This is a genomic window from Micromonospora sp. NBC_01405 (genome assembly GCF_045040155.1).
In the GTDB taxonomy this organism is placed as follows: domain Bacteria; phylum Actinomycetota; class Actinomycetes; order Mycobacteriales; family Micromonosporaceae; genus Micromonospora.
Genome location: NZ_CP109532.1, coordinates 5,220,953 through 5,237,075 on the forward strand (window position 1 = coordinate 5,220,953; position 16,123 = coordinate 5,237,075).

General features: G+C 68.4%; 15 protein-coding genes and 2 pseudogenes. 9 read left to right on the forward strand and 8 right to left on the reverse strand.

Annotated elements, in window-relative coordinates:
• Positions 1 to 6 precede the first annotated feature (6 nt).
• The 4 genes from OG559_RS22665 to OG559_RS22680 all read right to left on the reverse strand — a co-directional run bounded on the left by OG559_RS22665 (position 7) and on the right by OG559_RS22680 (position 2,988).
• Positions 7 to 996, reverse strand: coding sequence for an NAD-dependent epimerase/dehydratase family protein (locus OG559_RS22665; RefSeq protein WP_405106700.1), 990 nt, complete (start codon positions 994 to 996; stop codon positions 7 to 9).
• Entirely contained in the window at positions 993 to 1,928 is a 936-nt protein-coding gene (locus OG559_RS22670; RefSeq protein ID WP_405106702.1) for a putative sugar O-methyltransferase, read from the reverse strand. The genes OG559_RS22665 and OG559_RS22670 overlap by 4 nt, the downstream gene beginning before the upstream one ends.
• An 85-nt stretch (positions 1,929 to 2,013) precedes the next feature.
• Positions 2,014 to 2,799: a BTAD domain-containing putative transcriptional regulator gene (locus OG559_RS22675; RefSeq protein ID WP_405106704.1), complete on the reverse strand. Its 786-nt coding sequence runs from the start codon at positions 2,797 to 2,799 to the stop codon at positions 2,014 to 2,016.
• Positions 2,800 to 2,808: 9 nt separating this feature from the next.
• On the reverse strand, positions 2,809 to 2,988 hold the full coding sequence (locus OG559_RS22680; RefSeq protein WP_405106706.1) for a hypothetical protein: 180 nt from the start codon (positions 2,986 to 2,988) through the stop codon (positions 2,809 to 2,811).
• A 603-nt stretch (positions 2,989 to 3,591) separates the two neighbouring features.
• Between OG559_RS22680 and OG559_RS22685 the strand changes: the two genes are divergently transcribed.
• A complete protein-coding gene (locus OG559_RS22685) occupies positions 3,592 to 5,148 on the forward strand; it encodes an FAD-binding oxidoreductase (protein ID WP_405106708.1) in 1,557 nt (518 codons plus the stop codon).
• Between the two features lie 54 nt (positions 5,149 to 5,202).
• Here the strand turns inward: OG559_RS22685 and OG559_RS22690 are convergent, their stop codons facing one another.
• Positions 5,203 to 5,985: an AraC family transcriptional regulator gene (locus OG559_RS22690; RefSeq protein WP_405106710.1), complete on the reverse strand. Its 783-nt coding sequence runs from the start codon at positions 5,983 to 5,985 to the stop codon at positions 5,203 to 5,205.
• Positions 5,986 to 6,367: 382 nt separating this feature from the next.
• Here OG559_RS22690 and OG559_RS22695 point away from each other — a divergent pair, with 382 nt between their 5' ends.
• The 8 genes and pseudogenes from OG559_RS22695 to OG559_RS22730 all read left to right on the forward strand — a co-directional run bounded on the left by OG559_RS22695 (position 6,368) and on the right by OG559_RS22730 (position 12,377).
• Complete coding sequence (locus tag OG559_RS22695) at positions 6,368 to 7,564, forward strand: glycosyltransferase (RefSeq protein ID WP_405106712.1); 1,197 nt, start codon at positions 6,368 to 6,370, stop codon at positions 7,562 to 7,564.
• 268 nt (positions 7,565 to 7,832) lie between these two features.
• Positions 7,833 to 8,015: pseudogene (locus OG559_RS22700) on the forward strand (hypothetical protein); the annotation flags it as partial.
• A 22-nt stretch (positions 8,016 to 8,037) separates the two neighbouring features.
• Positions 8,038 to 8,301 (forward strand): glycosyltransferase, encoded by a 264-nt coding sequence (locus OG559_RS22705; RefSeq protein ID WP_405106714.1) that lies wholly within the window; start codon positions 8,038 to 8,040, stop codon positions 8,299 to 8,301.
• 9 nt (positions 8,302 to 8,310) lie between these two features.
• Positions 8,311 to 9,378, forward strand: a complete 1,068-nt coding sequence (locus OG559_RS22710; RefSeq protein WP_405116893.1) for a glucose-1-phosphate thymidylyltransferase — start codon at positions 8,311 to 8,313, stop codon at positions 9,376 to 9,378.
• A gap of 30 nt (positions 9,379 to 9,408) precedes the next feature.
• Positions 9,409 to 10,536 (forward strand): nucleotide disphospho-sugar-binding domain-containing protein, encoded by a 1,128-nt coding sequence (locus OG559_RS22715; RefSeq protein WP_405106716.1) that lies wholly within the window; start codon positions 9,409 to 9,411, stop codon positions 10,534 to 10,536.
• Positions 10,537 to 10,538: 2 nt separating this feature from the next.
• Positions 10,539 to 11,004, forward strand: a pseudogene (locus OG559_RS22720) (transposase family protein); the annotation flags it as partial.
• Positions 11,005 to 11,093: 89 nt separating this feature from the next.
• The gene (rfbB, locus tag OG559_RS22725) at positions 11,094 to 12,098 is read left to right on the forward strand and encodes a dTDP-glucose 4,6-dehydratase (RefSeq protein WP_405106718.1); all 1,005 of its coding nucleotides are present in this window, start codon (positions 11,094 to 11,096) and stop codon (positions 12,096 to 12,098) included.
• Positions 12,099 to 12,206: 108 nt separating this feature from the next.
• Complete coding sequence (locus OG559_RS22730; RefSeq protein WP_405106720.1) at positions 12,207 to 12,377, forward strand: hypothetical protein; 171 nt, start codon at positions 12,207 to 12,209, stop codon at positions 12,375 to 12,377.
• Positions 12,378 to 12,816: 439 nt separating this feature from the next.
• Here OG559_RS22730 and fgd read toward each other — a convergent pair whose 3' ends face one another.
• The 3 genes from fgd to OG559_RS22745 all read right to left on the reverse strand — a co-directional run bounded on the left by fgd (position 12,817) and on the right by OG559_RS22745 (position 15,950).
• Complete coding sequence (gene fgd / locus OG559_RS22735; RefSeq protein ID WP_405106722.1) at positions 12,817 to 13,821, reverse strand: glucose-6-phosphate dehydrogenase (coenzyme-F420); 1,005 nt, start codon at positions 13,819 to 13,821, stop codon at positions 12,817 to 12,819.
• A gap of 344 nt (positions 13,822 to 14,165) precedes the next feature.
• The gene (locus OG559_RS22740) at positions 14,166 to 14,930 is read right to left on the reverse strand and encodes an alpha/beta hydrolase (RefSeq protein WP_405106724.1); all 765 of its coding nucleotides are present in this window, start codon (positions 14,928 to 14,930) and stop codon (positions 14,166 to 14,168) included.
• 201 nt (positions 14,931 to 15,131) lie between these two features.
• Positions 15,132 to 15,950, reverse strand: coding sequence for an LLM class flavin-dependent oxidoreductase (locus OG559_RS22745; RefSeq protein ID WP_405106726.1), 819 nt, complete (start codon positions 15,948 to 15,950; stop codon positions 15,132 to 15,134).
• Between the last annotated feature and the right edge of the window lie 173 nt (positions 15,951 to 16,123).

A 16,123-nucleotide genomic window follows, 5' to 3' on the forward strand; every position in this document is an offset into this window, starting at 1 on the left:
TCGGCGCTATCCGGCGTTCTCGGCGAACGCGTCGACGCAGCGCCGCAGCGCGGTGTGCAACGGCATCCGGGGGCGCCAGCCGGTGACCGCCCGGAACCGCGACGAGTCGATCGCGACGTTGTTCATGTCGGTGGCCGCGGCGAGATCGGGCGGCGGCACGCAGACGACGGGCACCGGCGGCCGCCCCAGGCGGGCGCCGACCAGGTCGGCGATCGTCCGCAGCACGTCGCCCAGGGGCACGCCGCGCCCGGTGCCGAGCAGCCAGTGCCGGCCCGCGAGCACGTCCGCGTGGTCGATCCCGGCGAGGAAGGCGTCCGCGGCGTCGTGCACATACAGCAGGTCGCGCTCGACTGTGCCGTCGTTCCACAGGGTGAGCTCCTCGCCGGCGAAGGCCTTGCGCACCATGGTGGAGACCACGCCGTGGCCGTTCAGCCGCCCCCTGGGGCTGTCCCCGTACACGGTGGGCAGCCGCAAGGACACGCCGCGCACCAGCCTGGCGGCGGTGGCCGCCTTGAGCACCTGCTCCGCCGTGTGCTTCTGCCGGTCGTAGGCGGTCGTGGGCCGGTCGGGTTCGCTGCCGTCGAGGGGCATCCGCTCCGGCAGGCCGGCCTGCGAGGTGGAGCCCGCGAACACGACCACGGGCGGCCGCCGGATCTCCCCGAGCAGCTCGACGAGATCGCGCATCACGCCGACGTTCACCCGTTCGGCGGCCGGGTTGCCGGCGGCCTCACGCCAGCCGGCGGTGTGCATCAGCAGATGGACCACCGTGTCCGCGCCGGCCACCGCGGCTTCGAGCCCCGCGCGAGCCGTGAGGTCGGCGCACAGCACCTCGACCTCGGCCACGGCGCCGGTCGGCACCGACTGCGGCCGGCGGCCGACTGTGCGTAGCCGGATCGGTCGCCGGGCGAGGGCTTCGACGACCGCGGCGCCGACGAAGCCCGAACCACCCAGCACCGCGATCAGCGGCCGGTCCCCGCCGGCACCGGCGGCGTTCACCGGGGCACCGGGTCGGCGCGGTACAGGGCCTGCCAGTAGTAGCTCCACGACACCGCGCGTTCCCGCGCCACGCACTGCCACCGCTCGCCGGGCCGGTACGCGGACACGAAAGCGGGCACCTTCTCCAGCACCGCCTCGCTGTCGTGGATGTCGATGACGTCGCGCAGCAGCCCGCTGTTCAGCGCCAACTCCACAACTGCGGCGCCCTGCGAGTGGCCGTCGAGAACCTTGTCGAGGTACTTGCCGACCGGGTTGTTGACGTAGAAGTGCGCGCAGGTCGCGTCGATGAGCGCGAGGTAGTCCCGCACGGTGTCGGGGTCCATCTCGGCGAACGAGTCGACGTTCACGCACAGATCGAAGCGGGCACCGCGCACCTGCTCGTCCACCTCGTCGATGCCCACGAAACGGATCTTCGCGAACTGCTCCGGCTCCAGCACGGTCCGCAGGTACCGGCGCGACAGCGCCAGCGTGTTCGGCAGGTCGACGATCGTGTATCCGGCGACCTCGTGGTTGGACAGGAGGGTGTGGCAGGTCCGGCCGTAGCCTGCGCCGATCTCCACAATCCGGGCGCCGTCGAGGGGCAGGTTCGCCGCCATGAACTCGACCTCGTGCACCGCCTGCAGGTAGTCGAGGCATACTGATTCGCCGTTGCACCGCACTGAATAGGGGTCGCCGACCTCGCGGTTGCGCGTGCGGCGCAGTCTCTCCCTGTTCGCGGGGCTGAGCTGCATGCCCAGGGCGAAGGTGAGCGCCTTCAGGTACCGCACGCCGTTGGGCTGCGGGTTCCACAGCGCCAGCTTGAAGTTGACCCCGTTCGACTTGAACCCGGCGAGGTCGGCCACGGCCTCCTCGGTGATGTGCGCCTCGTTGATGTGCAACCACTGCGCGCTCGGGCCGTATCGCCGGTGTACCGGCTGCACCTGCTCGGTCATGACTGCGCCCCCTTTGACATGCTCTTCTGGCCCTCTCCTGCCGTGTCGTTGTCCGGCGCGGCCGTGGGCCGCTCGGTGCGGTCGGTCATGCCACCTCCTCCGCCCGATCCGGGAGGCGCGCGGCGCCCACGAGCACGTCGTGCTGGAGTTGCCGGAGTGTGTGCGACGGTTCGATGCCCAGGTTCTGGTCCAACGTGCGCTGCAGCTCGCGGTAGGCGTCCAGGGCTTCCGCACGCCGGCCCGCCTCGCTCAGGACGATCATCAGCTGCTCGTGGAGCCACTCGTCGAAAGGATTCTCCAGCGCGGCGAACCGCAGCTCGGGGATGAGCTCGTGGTGCCGGCCGAGTCGCAGGTCGGCCAGGATGCGGGTGCGGATCGTCCGTCTGCGCACCTCCTCGAGCTGCCGGATGTACGGGGTCAGCACCGGGCCGGTGGTGATGTCGGCGAGCACCGGGCCGCGCCACAGCGCGAGCGCCTGCCTCAGGCGGCTGGCCGCCCGCTCCGCGTCGCCCGCGGCGAAGGCGGCGGTGCCTTCCGCGCTCAGCCGCTCGAAGGCGAACGCGTCGATCTCCGATTCGTCGCACCGCAACAGGTAACCCGGCGGGCGGGTCTCGATGAACTCGCCCTCGCCGAGCCGGTCGGCGAACCGCTGGTACTTCTTGCGCAGCTTATAGATATAGGTCTGCGTCGTGGTCACAGCGCTGCGCGGTGGGTTCTCCCCCCACAGCTCCTGGATGATGCAGCCCCGATCGACCACCTGGTTGGCCCGCAGCAGCAGCAGGGCAAGCGTCCAGCGCACCCGGGTCGCGCTGGGTGTGCTCGGCTTGCCCTGCATCGAACCCTCGAACGGACCGAGTACTCGGAATTTCATGGCTATTTCTTACACCCGCCGCTGCGGGGCGGGCAGCCGGTCGAGTGAGTAGTTGTACGTCTTCTGCTTGGCGGTCAGCTCCCCGCCGGGTGGCTTCTTGTGCGGGGTGAGCGGGCCGGTGCCCTGGTAGCCGCCGTCGCCGATCATGCCGGGGCCGTCGGTGGCCGGCCGACTGGCGAGTTCTCCCAAGGCCTACGATCTCCCGGACCCGACGAGGTCGGCGAGTTGTCCCGCCGCCAGTCCTGTCATTTCGCTCAGCCCGCGGCGGCCGGCCCTCGATCATCCACACCACCACAGCGTCTGTCACCCGCCCGCGTCCGCCGCGGGTTTCGGCGCCTGCGGGCGAGAGCCACCTGCCCCGCCGGTGCACCCAGATCCTCCCGGCCAGAACCAGGGCGGCCACCGGATCGCCGCAACAACCACCCCAACCCGCGCTACGACGTCCACACCGCAGCCACCACGAACGCCATGACACCATCCGCAAATAAATACGAAGGCTGTCAATCCCCCGTCCGTGCCGCACGGGTTAAAGATCAAGTTAGTGCGGCGCGACGAACAAGCCCCGCTCGTCGGCGTGGATATCGGGGGCGAACCCAAGGCGCCGGCTCACGTACCTGCATGCTCAACCCCTTTTCGCGCCGCTGGGGTCAGGGTGGCGGGCCGCGCTCGCGCGCCGCTGGTGTCCGTCTGGGAATCCGGTCGAGGACGGTGAGTACGGCACACCGGAAGATGCGCGCCCCGCAGCGATCGATGAGAATCGCAGCAACGTTCTACTCGTTCGGGGGAATCGCTGTGACAGGAAACTTCACTCGTCGTGCTGTCCTGAGCCTCACCGCCGCGTCGGCGGTCGGTGCGGTGACGGGCGTCTCCGGGGCGACCGGATCCGCCGCCGGCAGCACCGTCCGCCGCGGCCGCGGCCGCGGCACGGTCAACTGGAACTCGCTGAGCTGTCACCTCGACGGTGACCTCATTCTGCCGTCGGATTCGCGCTACAGGCAGGCCCACGAGCAGTCACTCGGCCAGTTCGACAACATCAATCCCATGGCCGTCGCCTACTGCCAGAGCACAAAGGACGTCCAGACCGTCATAGCGTTCGCCCAGGACAACGCGGTGCACACCGTTCCCCGCAGCGGGGGGCACAGCTTCGGTGGCTATTCGACGACAACCGGCATGATCCTGGACGTCTCCCGGCTGAACCAGGTCACCACCAACGGAACGCACGTCACGATGGGCGCGGGCACCCAGCAGGTCGATGCACTGGCCGCACTGACCCCGCACGGGCTGGCCCTGGCCAGTGGCCTCTGCCCCACGGTGGGCGCCGGCGGTTACATCCAGGGCGGTGGTATCGGTCACCAGACTCGTAAGTACGGCATGGCCTGCGACCGGCTGGTCTCGGCCGACGTGGTGCTGGCGGACCGGCGCATCGTGCGGGCTTCGGCCCGGGAGAATCCCGATCTGTACTGGGCGCTGCGCGGCAACGGCGGCGGCAACTACGGCGTCGTCACCAGCTACACGCTTGAACCGGTGCGGCGCAACACCCTGGTTGGTTACAGGCTGGTGTGGTCGGGGAATGACACGGCCGCGCTGATCGAGAACTGGCAGCAGTGGGTGCTGGCGTCACCCAACGATCTTTCCTCGGTCCTGCTGGCCCGCACCACGAACCTGCCCTCACCCGGCACGATGGTGGTCGTCACGGGCGCCTGGTACGGCACCATGGAGGATCTCAACCACCGCATCGACGAACTGGTTGGAATGATCGGCGTGGCGCCGCTCAACCGGTTGGTCGCGGAGAAGGCGGTTAAGGACCTCATGATGCAGATCTATGGCTGCGCGGATCTCACCACCGCGCAGTGCCACCGGGTCGGCACCAATCCCGAGGCGCTGAAGCCTCGCTACAACTACTACCGCACCCGGTGCCGGATGTTCGACTCAGCGGTGCCTGGCGCCGACGTCGAGGACCTCCTGGCGGTCCTGGCCGATCCGGCGCATTTCCGGAACGGGCAGGACCGCATGCTGTACTTCGAGGCCCTCGGGGGCGCCGCGAACGAGCGGGCCCGCACGGACACCGCCTATGTGCACCGGACCACCAAGATGCTGGCCGGCGTCACCGCGCAATTACCCGACCTCACCTACACCGGCGAGGACACGGCGGCGTGCGAGAGCTGGCTCGCGGACGGCTTCGCGGTGCTCGATCGGCATTCCCTGCGCGAGAGCTACCAGAACTACATGGACCCGGCGCTGAAGGACTGGCGGACCGCCTACTACGCCGAGAACTACCCCCGGTTGGTGCGCGTCAAGCGGGCCTACGATCCACACGGGTTCTTCCGCTTCGCCCGCAGCATCGGCTGACCCTCGGGCTGAGCCAGGCCGGCCGGCGGGCCTCGCCGGCCGGCCGAGCCGGCCTCAGCAACGAGCGGCAGGTGGTGGTTCGGAACCCGTGAGCTCGACGGTCAGGGCGCTGAGCGCATGCTTGCGAACCTCCACCAGGGCACGGTGCAGCGGCGGATCAAGAGCGCGGGCCGGCTTGAGTTCCAGGTCCGTCTTGATCTCGATGCCCCGGCTCACCGTGATCGGGCTCCGGGTGCAGACGTACGTGGCTGCGGAACCGTCGCACCGGACCTGGCTGGACGGGACAGCCTGGACGACGAGGCTCCACGTGCCCGCAGGTACGGCGTCGAGCTCGTAACGGCCGGAGCCGTCGGGCACCGTACAACGGGCCGGGCGTCCCTGCTGAGCACGCTCGGCGAAGAGGCCGACATAGATGAGCCGCGGGACGTTGTCGCGCGTCCACACCTGGCCGGATATCCGGGCCTGCGACGGCCGCGAGGTCGCCCGGCCCGGCTCGATCGCGCCGTGCTGGGCGAGGCTCCGGAAGCGGGTGGGCGACATGCCGACCCGGCGCGAGAACCGCGAGCTGAAGGTGCCGACGCTGCTGTAGCCGACATGGGCACAGATGTGCGCGATGGTGAGTTCCGTCGTGGTCAGAAGCTGTTTCGCGCGGTGCAGGCGCATCGCCGAGAGAAATCGGCTCGGCGCCATGCCGGTGACTCGCTGAAAGACCCGGGTGAAGTGGAACCGGCTGAACATCACCGAGCGCGCCAGGTCGTCCATCGTCAACGGCTCACCCAGATGGTCGCGCATCAGCACGACGGCCCGCAGAACCGCGCGCTCGCTCGAGTCGCTCACCGGGCCCCCGTCTTCCACCGCGCTGCCGGCGCCGTTGGTGTCCTGGAGCGGAATGTTGCCATGCCGGCCGGCGCGGCGGGTGCCCGCCGGATCAGCTCGGTGACCCGCAGCCGGGTGTCCCAGGGGCTCGATGATCTCGTCCGCCGATGGGACCGCATGGACTGGTGCGGCAACGCCTTCCCGCCCGAGTCAGCCGCTGGCCGCTGCGCCCGGCGGCCTGACGCGATTCGGCCTTCCCGGGAGATGTCCGGCCGCCTCATTCGCGGTAACCACGTGCAGTCAATGTGAGGGATGGAGACCGCGTCACCCGCTGGTTATCCTGAGCTTTATCTCGCTCGACCCACTGTCACCATTTTCCCAGACAGGGAGGCAAGACCGGGAAATGAAGATTGTTTTTTCCAGTCTTTCAGGTTATGGTCACGCCTACCCGTTGCTGCCGCTGGCCATCGCTGCCCGAAAGGTCGGCCATGACGTCATTTATGCCACTGGCGACAGATTCCACCCGTTGTTACTAGGGCTTGGATTCCGTACTGTGCCGGTCGGAATGCCGATCCGGGAGGCCTTCGGCACTGTTTTCGCGGAAACAGACGGGAAGATCGGGGAAGCGACATGGCAGGAATGGCTCGATCCCGCAGTCCGGGTGTTCAGCGAACTGATACCCCGCAGGTTTGCTGCCGACCTGCTGCCCGTGCTGCGGGCGGAGCGACCCGACCTGGTGGTGTACGAAGCGGGCAACCCGGGAGCCGGGCTCGCGGCGCACCGTCTGGGCATTCCCGCCGTATGCCATTCCCACGCCCGAGCGGAGGCGGTCGACCGAGGAGACCGGTCGCAGCAGCGAGGCATGGAGCTCCTCCGTACGGTCGCCGCCGAGATCGGTGTGGAGCTGCCTGAGGGGCAGTACCTCCTGGGTGACCGATACCTGGACATCTATCCGCCCTCGCTGCAGGAAACCTCGTTCTTGGATCATCCGGAACGGATGTCGCTGCGCCCGGTGCCATTCAGCGAATCCGGCGAGCTACCACAGATCGTCCTGGCCGAGCGGAAACGACCGCTGGTCTACCTGACGCTGGGTACCGTGGTCGGCACTGCCCCTGCCCTGCGCGCTGGTATCGATGGGTTGTCGGCATTGGACGTCGAGGTGGTGGTGGCAGCCGGGCCGAACATTTCGGTAGCCGAATTCGGTGTGCTGCCCGGTAACGTGCACCTCGAGCGCTGGTTGCCGCAGGCGGAACTGCTACCGCTGGTCGATCTCGCCGTGCACCACGGCGGCTCCGGGGCCACCCTCGGCGCGGCCGGTGCCGGGGTACCACAGCTGTTCCTGCCCGTCGGGTTCGACGGGTTCCTCAACGCCGGCGCGGTGTCCGCCGCCGGCGCCGGGAGGCGGTTACTGCCCGAGGGAGTTGAACGGGGGGAAGACCTTCGCCGCACTGGTGTCGTCTCCGCCGCAGCCGTCGCCGAGGCAGCGGGCGGACTGCTGACCGATCCCGATGCCAGACAGGCGGCCAAGGCCATCGCCGAGGAGATCGCCGCCATGCCAAGCCCCACGGAAGTCGCGGCCCGGCTTCCCGAGTTCTGTTGATGCGGTCCCGGGATCCGGCTTGACATGACCTCCCGTCCTTACCGGAGCTACCGCTGCCCACCGAAAAGGCGTCGTAATGAACTCCGAGCACTTCAAGGCCGTTGAGCGTCTGGTCGCTGCCGCAGCGGGCAATGAGGCACACGTCTCCGCCGCTGCGGAACAGATCGGTTGGCAGATACCTCCGCCTGTCTGTTCACCGAATGGGCAGAACGGTGCATACCCATTACCCTGCACAGAGAAAATGACCTGGGGAGCCACGCACACCGAAATGGTGGGGAGCCGCAATTTCCTGGTACCGGAGATCCTGACCGCGTTGGAGGGGATCGACGCCGAGGTGGTGGTCGCCGTGAGCGCCGCCGACCGGGAGCCCGTGACGGCGACCTCACCGAACGTCCGGATCAAGGTCGGGCTGCCGTTGCACACGCCGCCGCCGACGTGCGACGCGATTGTGCACCACGGCAGCTCGGGGAACGATGCTGACCGCGGCGTCCGCCGGTGTGCCTCAGGTGATTGTCCCGATCTCCATGGACCGCGCCGAGATCGCCCAGCTCGTGGCCGACTCAGGGGCCGGAGTGCACGTGCCGCTGGCGGCTGCCGACACGGCTTACCTCAGCGCCGCACTGACCCGCGCCCTGTCGGACACGACGATGAGGAAGTCGGCCGAGTCGCTACGCCAGGAGATGCTCGCGGCACCTTCCCCGTCCGAGGTGGTCAAAACGCTCGAAGAGTTGGTCTGAGAGGTCATGGTGAAGGCTCTCGTGTTGTCCGGCGGCGCTGGCACCCGGTTGCGTCCGTTTACTCACAACAGTCCTAAACAGCTGGTGCCGGTGGCAGGCAAGCCCGTTCTCCTGCATGCCCTCGAGGCGATCACCGCGGCTGGCATCACTGATGTCGGCATCGTCGTCGGCGACTCGGGTAAAGCGATAGCCGAGGTCGTCGGTAACGCGTCTTACCTGGGTATCTCCGTCGAGTACATCGTGCAGAGCGAGCCGCGCGGATTGGCGCATTGCGTGCTCATCGCCCGGGATTTCCTCGACGCCGACGACTTCGTGATGTACCTCGGTGACAACATCTTCGTCGGCGGCATCGGCTCCGCGGCTTCCGAATTCCGGCGGACCCGGCCGGCTGCGCACCTGGTCGTGACGAAGGTCGCGAATCCGTCGCAGTACGGTATCGCCGAGCTGGACGGCGCGGGCAGGGTCACGCGGCTGCAGGAGAAACCGGCACACCCGAACAGCGACCTCGCGGTGACCGGAGCCTACTTCTTCACACCGGAGATCCACGAGGCGGTCCGCAGCATCGAGCCGAGCGGACGTGGCGAGCTGGAGATCACCGACGCCATCCAGCTTCTGATCGAGCGCCGGCACAGCGTGACCGCGCAGCTGTTCCCCGGTCACTGGGCGGACACCGGCACCCTGGGCGACCTCCTGGAGTGCAATCGCGTTCTCCTGGAGGCCATCGCGCCCGCGACTCACGGGCTGGTGGACCACCGGTCGCAGATCTCCGGTCCCGTCATCGTCGAAGCTGGGGCGGTCGTGCGGCGATCGACGATCATCGGCCCGGCGATCATCGGCGGCGGTAGCGTCATCGAGGACAGCCGGGTAGGGCCGTTCACCTCCATCGGCCGAGGGTGCCAGTTACGCGCGGCGGACGTCGAGTACTCCATTCTGCTGGACGACGCGTCCGTGTTCGATGTCAGCGCCCTCGCTGGTTCGATCATCGGCAAAGGGGGGCAGGTCCGTCGCGCACGCAAGGACGCGGCGGCCCACCGCCTGTTGATCGGCGACGACAGTCACGTCGAGGTCTCCGCCTGATCGCCGATCGACGCCGAGGAGGACGACGACATGCGGGTTCTTTTCACCACGACGCCGCTCACCGGGCACTTCTTCCCGCTGGTGCCGCTGGCCTGGGCGTTCCGGATCGCGGGTCATGAGGTGCTCGTCAGCACCTCGGACAACTTCGTGGACCCCGCGCTGCGCTCGGGCCTGCCGGTCGCGGCGACCGGCCCGGCCGCGGATCTCACGGAGATCGGCCGAACCGGACGGCCCTCGGACCCGGACGCGGCGATCGACCGGCGTCACACCCACGGACGTACATTCGCCCGCATCGCCCGGCAGAACTACGCGGGAACCCGGAGCCTCGTCGACTCGTGGCACCCCCAACTGGTCGTCAGCGAGCGCGCCGAGTTCGCCGGTCCGCTCGCCGCCTTGGCCGCGGGCATCCCCTGGGTGCAGTATCACTGGTCGGTGTCCCAACTGCACGAATACCGGGACGCCGGCAGGGAGGAGTTCTCGGCCGAGCTGCACGACATGGGATTCGCCGGGATCCCTGCCCCGCACCAGGTTCTCAACCCGTGGCCGGTCAGCCTCCGGTTGCCGCACGCGTCCGAATACCTGGGGCTGCGTCACATCGCCTCCAGCGGGGAGGCTCCCATACCGGACTGGGCGTTCCGCACCCCCGACCGACCGAGGATCTGCGTGACGCTCGGCACCGTCGTGCCCCGGGCCGCGGGCAACGATGCTTCCGACTTCATGCTCACCATGCTGGACCACCTGGCGGCGCTGGATGTGGAACTCGTGGTGGCCGTCGACGACGACATCGCCGCACGCTGGCGCCGGCTGCCACCCGCCGTGCTGCACGCCGGCCGCATTCCCCTCGGCAGTGTGCTGCCCTCCTGCGCGGCGATCATCCATCACGGCGGGCAGGGCACGGCCCTGAACGCCGTCGCGGCGGGGCTTCCTCAGCTGGTCCTGCCGTGGTTCGACGACCAGTTCGACAACGGCATGATGATCGCCGAGTCGGGCGCCGGTCTCATGCTGTCCCCGCCGGAGACCACGCCGGGAGCTGTGGTGGAAAGCTGCGCCCGGCTCCTGGAGGACGAGAAGCACATCGACACGGCAGCCACCCTGGCCCGGGAGATGGCCCTGCTGCCGCTCCCTTCGGCCGTCGTCGAACGCCTCACCGATCTGTGACGCCGTACTACTCAGGCAAGCGCAAGAGGCATGGCGTGAACGTGCAGGTCATCGTCGACGCCGCCGGCCGGCTCGTGTGGGCCTCACCGGCACTGCCGGGCTCCGCGCACGACCTCACCGCCGCCCGCATCCACGGCATCACCGACGCGCTGACCAGCGCGGACGTGACGATCTTCGCCGACAAGGGCTACCAGGGCACTCGGGGCAGCCGGCGCACGCCGTTCAAGTGGCGCGGCTTCCGGCCGAAGCTGTCACGGCGACAGAAGGCGGTCAACCGCGCGCACGCGAGAATCCGCGCCCGTGGCGAACGCGCCATCGCCACCGCTCAAGGACCTGGAAGATCCTGGCCAAACTGCGCTGCGCCCACGCCGCGCCACCGCGATCGTGCAGGCCATCCTCGTCCCGCACCACGTCGAAGCGAACCGCTACGCAGGATCAAAATTGCTCAGTCGACGTAGAACGGAATAGGGCCCTGTGCCTCGCCTCTCACCATGGACGATTCAGGGGCTCCACGCGGAGAAAGGGACTTCAATGCAGGTTGGTCATGGGGTGCTGAGATGAGGATTCTAGTCACCGGAGGTGCGGGCTTCATCGGCTCCCACTACGTCCGTTCGCTGCTCGACGGTGCCTACGACGCAGGGTATGAGGATGCCCGGGTAACGGTCGTGGACAAGCTGACCTATGCCGGAAACCGCGACAATCTGCCGGCCCATCACCCCCGGCTGCAGTTCGTGGAGGGCGACATCTGCGACAGCCCCCTGCTGGCAGAGCTTCTCCAGGGGCATGACGCGGTGGTCCATTTCGCCGCTGAGACACATGTCGACCGCTCGCTCGCATCGGCGTCGGAGTTCGTTCGGACCAATGTCTGTGGCACCCAGAGCGTGCTCGAAGCGTGCCGTCGCGCCGGCGTGGGCCGGGTCGTGCACGTGTCGACCGACGAGGTGTACGGCTCGATCAGCGAGGGCTCGTGGACCGAGGAGTGGCCGCTGCTACCCAACTCCCCGTATGCCGCGTCCAAGGCGGCGTCCGACCTGATGGCTCGGGCGTACTGGCGTACGCACCGCCTCGAGGTGTGTATCACCCGATGCTCCAACAACTTCGGCCCGCGTCAGCACCCGGAGAAGCTCATCCCGCTGTTCGCCACCAGCCTGATCGAGGGCAGGCCGGTTCCGCTGTACGGCGACGGCCGCAACGTCCGGGAGTGGCTGCACGTCGACGACCATTGCCGGGCCATCCAGCTCGTGCTCACCCGAGGCCGGGCGGGTGAGGTCTACAACGTCGGCGGGGGCAACGAGCAGACGAACCTGGCGATCACCGAGCGGTTGCTGGAGCTGACCGGCACCGACTGGTCGATGGTTCGCCGGGTTCCGGACCGCAAAGGGCACGATCTGCGCTACTCGATCGACGAGACCAAGATCCGCGACGAGCTGGGCTACGCGCCGCGGGTGGAGTTCGAGCAGGGGCTGGCGGACACGGTCGACTGGTACCGGGACAATCCGGCCTGGTGGAAAGCCGCTCAGATGCGTACGGCCGGCACGGAGCCGTTGCCGGCGGTCGAGTGATATCCGCGCCCGCTCGGCGGGCGGGCGTGGCGGAAGCGCTGCCCGGGCCGCTGTAAAACGGTCGCTAACGCCCGCTTTAGTCGGGACGGCGACGATGGCCGCGGCCAAGTGCTCGACGAGGTAGGCAGCATGGGCGTGTTGTGCGCGCATGGCGTCGGCGGTGATCACCACGTCGGTCAAATCGATGTCGGCGATCTGGTCCAGCAGGGCGCGAACTCAACGATCCCGTTGGCCTTCGCGCCGATCCCGCGGGCGGCGAGGGTGACCGTATCGACGTGACGCACGGCGGAGAGGATGAACACGCGGCTGCCGTTGGGGCGTCTCGCTGCGCGTAGACACCTGCCGTCCAGGGCGATGGCGGCGCGGCAGGTAAGTGGTGCCGGCGCGGTGAGTGCGACGCTGTTCCCGCTCAGGCACACAATCCGGGGTCACCGCCGTGGGTCCGGATCGGGTGCGCGGCCAGGTGCCCGTACTGGCGGTGCTCAGCACGGCCGGATCGATCCTGCCGTAGGCATCACGAAGGGTCCGTTCGTCCGAGACCCGGTACCGGTCGGTGAACGGGTTGCCCAGACGGGGCCAACTCCTGCGGATCACAGCGCCGAACCCACTCCGCGATCACGGTCAGCGAGTTCTAAGCGCCTTGGCCCGATCGTAACGGTTTGGGCCGGTGCCTATGCCCGTCGAGGTGATCGGTTGGGTGGGGTGGTTGCGGGTTTCGTCAGTCGAGGTCGCGTAGGCCGGGGAGGACTTGTTCGGCGAAGGTGCTGAGGAATCGTTCTTGGTCGTGTCCGGGGCCGTGGAAGACCAGGTGGTTGAATCCGGCGTCGACGTACTGTCTGATTTGGGTGATTGCTTCGTCTGGGGTGGAGGCGACGATCCAGCGCTTGGCGACCTGTTCGATGGGTAGTTCGTTGGCGGCTTTTTCCATCTCGACGGGGTCGGTGAAGCCGGCCTTCTGCTCGGGGCTGAGTGACAGTGGTGCCCAGAAGCGGCAGTTTTCCAGTGCCCGGGCCGGGTCTGGGTCGTAGGAGAGCTTGATTTCGATCATTTTGTCGATCGCGTTGGGGTTGCGGCTTTCCTGGTCCGCGCCTGCTTTGACGGCGGGTAGGAGTTTTTCGGTGTATAGTTCCATGCCCTTGCCGCTGGTGCAGATGAAGCCGTCGCCTTTGCGGCCGACGTATTTGGCCATTACGGGGCCGCCGGCGGCGATGTAGATGGGGACGGGTACTTCGGGTCGGTCGTAGATGGACACGTTGGTGGTCTGGTAGTACTGCCCTTCGAACGTGACGCGGTCTTCGGTCCACAGTTGGCGGATCAGGTCCACGGCCTCGCGTAGGCGGGCGAACCGTTCCTTGAAGTCGGGCCAGGTGATGCGTGCGACCGCGACCTCGTTGAGGGCCTCGCCGCTGCCGATGCCGAGGGCGGCTCGGCCGGGGTACAGGAGTCCGAGGGTGGCGAACGCGTGTGCTATCACGGCCGGGTTGTACCGGAACGTGGCGGTCAGCACGCTGGTGCCGAGTTGGACCCGCTCGGTGCGTTCCCCGACGGCGCTGAGCCAGGACAGGGAGAACGGCGCGTGTCCGCCGTCGTGCCGCCATGGTTGCAGGTGATCGCTGATCCAGACGCTGTCCAGGCCGTGGCCTTCCGCGCTGACCGCGTACTCGACGAGCTCGCGCGGGCCGAACTGCTCGGCCGACGCCTTATAACCGATCTTCAGAGTCATGCTTCCCCGGCCTGACGGTTGGCGGTGTTCACACATCCTAGCAGCGGGTTTGGCATCGACGATGGCGTGGAGGCTCGGGTGTAGCTGATCTGGCGCAGGCTGGACCCGCCGGCGACCGCCCGCAGGACGACGCCCGATGGAACGAGTCAGCGGCGCGGTGATCAACAGGTCCGCCTGACCGCGTCGCGATCCGGATCGACATCGAATCGGGCCAGCGGTGCTGAAGGAGGCGGCGGAGGAAAAGAGCGGCAGGGACGGCGACCGACCGGTAAGCCATGACGCTGCCTGACCCGGGCCGCGGTAGTGGCGCCCGATGGGCAGACCGGACGCCGGTGCCACTCACCTCAGGCCGGTGAGGTCCGCGCCCGGCCGAGATGCCGGGCGAAGAACCGGGCCGCGCTGTCGACCTCGAACCTGGGCACTTCATGGTGCTTGCCCGCGTTGGCGTGCAACGTCTTCTCCGTCGCGGCGAAGGCGTCGAACAGCGCGAGGCCGGCCTCGCGCGGGATGTCCTCGTCGTCCCACTGCAGGTCGAACTCGATCGGGACGGTGATTTGCTTCGCCTTCTCCGCCAGGTCATCGGGCCAGTGCAGGCCGAAGACCGCAGCCGTGATCCTAGGCTCGACAGCCACCAGCGGCACGCCGATCGCGGTGCCCAGGTTGATGCCGAAGTAGCCCACCGGCCCGTCCGCGCCGATCTCCGCAAGCTCCTGAAGCGCGTCCAGGGTCGCCCGCCACTCCGGCACGGCCAGCTCCGCCAGATATGAGCTGTAGCGCCGGGCACCCGGGCCTTCCGGCTCACCCGCCGCCCTCGCCGCCGCCAACGCGGCGACCTCCTGCTCGTCGTGCGCCGTGCGCGGCCGGTCGCCGTGACCGGGCGCGTCGATGACGGCGACGTGAAAGCCGCAATCAGCCACGAATCTCTGTGCCCGGCCCGCCATCGCCGGATGCCTCTTGTGGTTGCCCCCACCGTGGCCCATCAGCACCAGCGGCGCCCGATCGGCGCCGGAGGCCGGCGACCAGAGAACGCCCGGCACCTCGCCCACGACGAAGTCGCGCTCCACCATGCCCTTCGACGACGACTCGGCGGTGAACTGCAGAGAATGCATAGGTGTTGCCTTTCGAGAGATCAGCGCTCTGTCACCGGCGCGGGCCACAGCGCCGGTGTCCTCGCGGACCTGATCCCGACCGATGTCGTTCGTCCGCAACCCGTCCGGTGTCCACCACGCTCCCGCCGAAGGCCCTCCGGCGACGACTGCCGCGCCGACGCCCTCGCGGCGGTCCGGCGAGAGCCCTGGTAGTCCGCGTGACTAGGTGAGAAGCTCGACCACCGGGGCGAACTTCTCCATGAACACAGCGTTCACGGTGAAGGAGGAGAAGCCGAGGGTCTCGCGGCGGCGCCGCAGTTCGTCGGCCATCTCCTGCGGGCTCCCGCGCAGGATGTTCAGCGAGTCGTGCTCGATGAGCGTCTTCATGTCGGTCCGCAGGAGACGCGGAACCCAAGGCGGTGCCTCGTCGCCGATGACGTAGATCGGGGAGATGAACTCGAGCTTCTCGGCCCGGTCCCCGGCCTGCTTGCGCACCTCCGCGACCCGCTCGGCCATCTCTTCCCGGGTGGTGAACGGGCTCGCGGCGAGCGTGACCAGGTCGGCCTTGGCGGCGGCCAGGGCACGGGCCTTGGGACCGCCGGCGGCGATGAGTACCGGGGTGTGCGCGTCTCCGTCGAGGGCGCGCAGTTCGTCGATCGTCTTCTCCACCTGCGCCAGGCGTTCCTTGGCCGACGGCGCCTGGAGGCCGAGCAGCTTATCCGCGTCCTCGAGGACGAAAGGCCGGCCCGTCCCGATGCCGAGGTCGAATCGTCCGCCGCTCAGCGCCGACAGCGTGTGGGACTCCCATGCCGCCATGCGCGGCAAGCGCAGCGGGCCGGCGAGCACCCACGTTCCCACCCGCAGCGTCGTGGTCGCCCCAGCCGCGAGGGCGAGGGCGGGGAACGGCGCCGGAGCAGTCAGGACGTCGGCCATGAGCAGGGTGGTGAACCCGAGGTCTTCGGCCTGCCTGGCCACGCCTAGCCACTGCTTCTCGTCCTTTGGCTCCGAAATCACGGAGAACTTGAACGACTTGTCGGTCATGGGCGAAACCCTGTCCTTTCGTAGAGCGGGCCCCCTCGGGCACCGGGGCCGCCCCCGATCGCGGGCGGGGCAGACACCGGATCCGGAGCTCGGATCAGCTCCGGTGCGTACGCGTGGGGAGAACCCGCGAAACCCTCTCGGCCCGCATTCAGCAGGTTAAAAGCGGCTGTGCC

Coding starts and splice junctions, on each gene's coding strand:
- OG559_RS22675 (WP_405106704.1), bottom strand. CDS start 2,799: ATGAAATTCCGAGTACTCGGTCCGTTCGAGGGTTCGATGCAGGGCAAG.
- OG559_RS22705 (WP_405106714.1), top strand. CDS start 8,038: ATGCTGACCGCGGCGTCCGCCGGTGTGCCTCAGGTGATTGTCCCGATC.
- rfbB (WP_405106718.1), top strand. CDS start 11,094: ATGAGGATTCTAGTCACCGGAGGTGCGGGCTTCATCGGCTCCCACTAC.
- fgd (WP_405106722.1), bottom strand. CDS start 13,821: ATGACTCTGAAGATCGGTTATAAGGCGTCGGCCGAGCAGTTCGGCCCG.
- OG559_RS22740 (WP_405106724.1), bottom strand. CDS start 14,930: ATGCATTCTCTGCAGTTCACCGCCGAGTCGTCGTCGAAGGGCATGGTG.
- OG559_RS22695 (WP_405106712.1), top strand. CDS start 6,368: ATGAAGATTGTTTTTTCCAGTCTTTCAGGTTATGGTCACGCCTACCCG.
- OG559_RS22715 (WP_405106716.1), top strand. CDS start 9,409: ATGCGGGTTCTTTTCACCACGACGCCGCTCACCGGGCACTTCTTCCCG.
- OG559_RS22745 (WP_405106726.1), bottom strand. CDS start 15,950: ATGACCGACAAGTCGTTCAAGTTCTCCGTGATTTCGGAGCCAAAGGAC.
- OG559_RS22670 (WP_405106702.1), bottom strand. CDS start 1,928: ATGACCGAGCAGGTGCAGCCGGTACACCGGCGATACGGCCCGAGCGCG.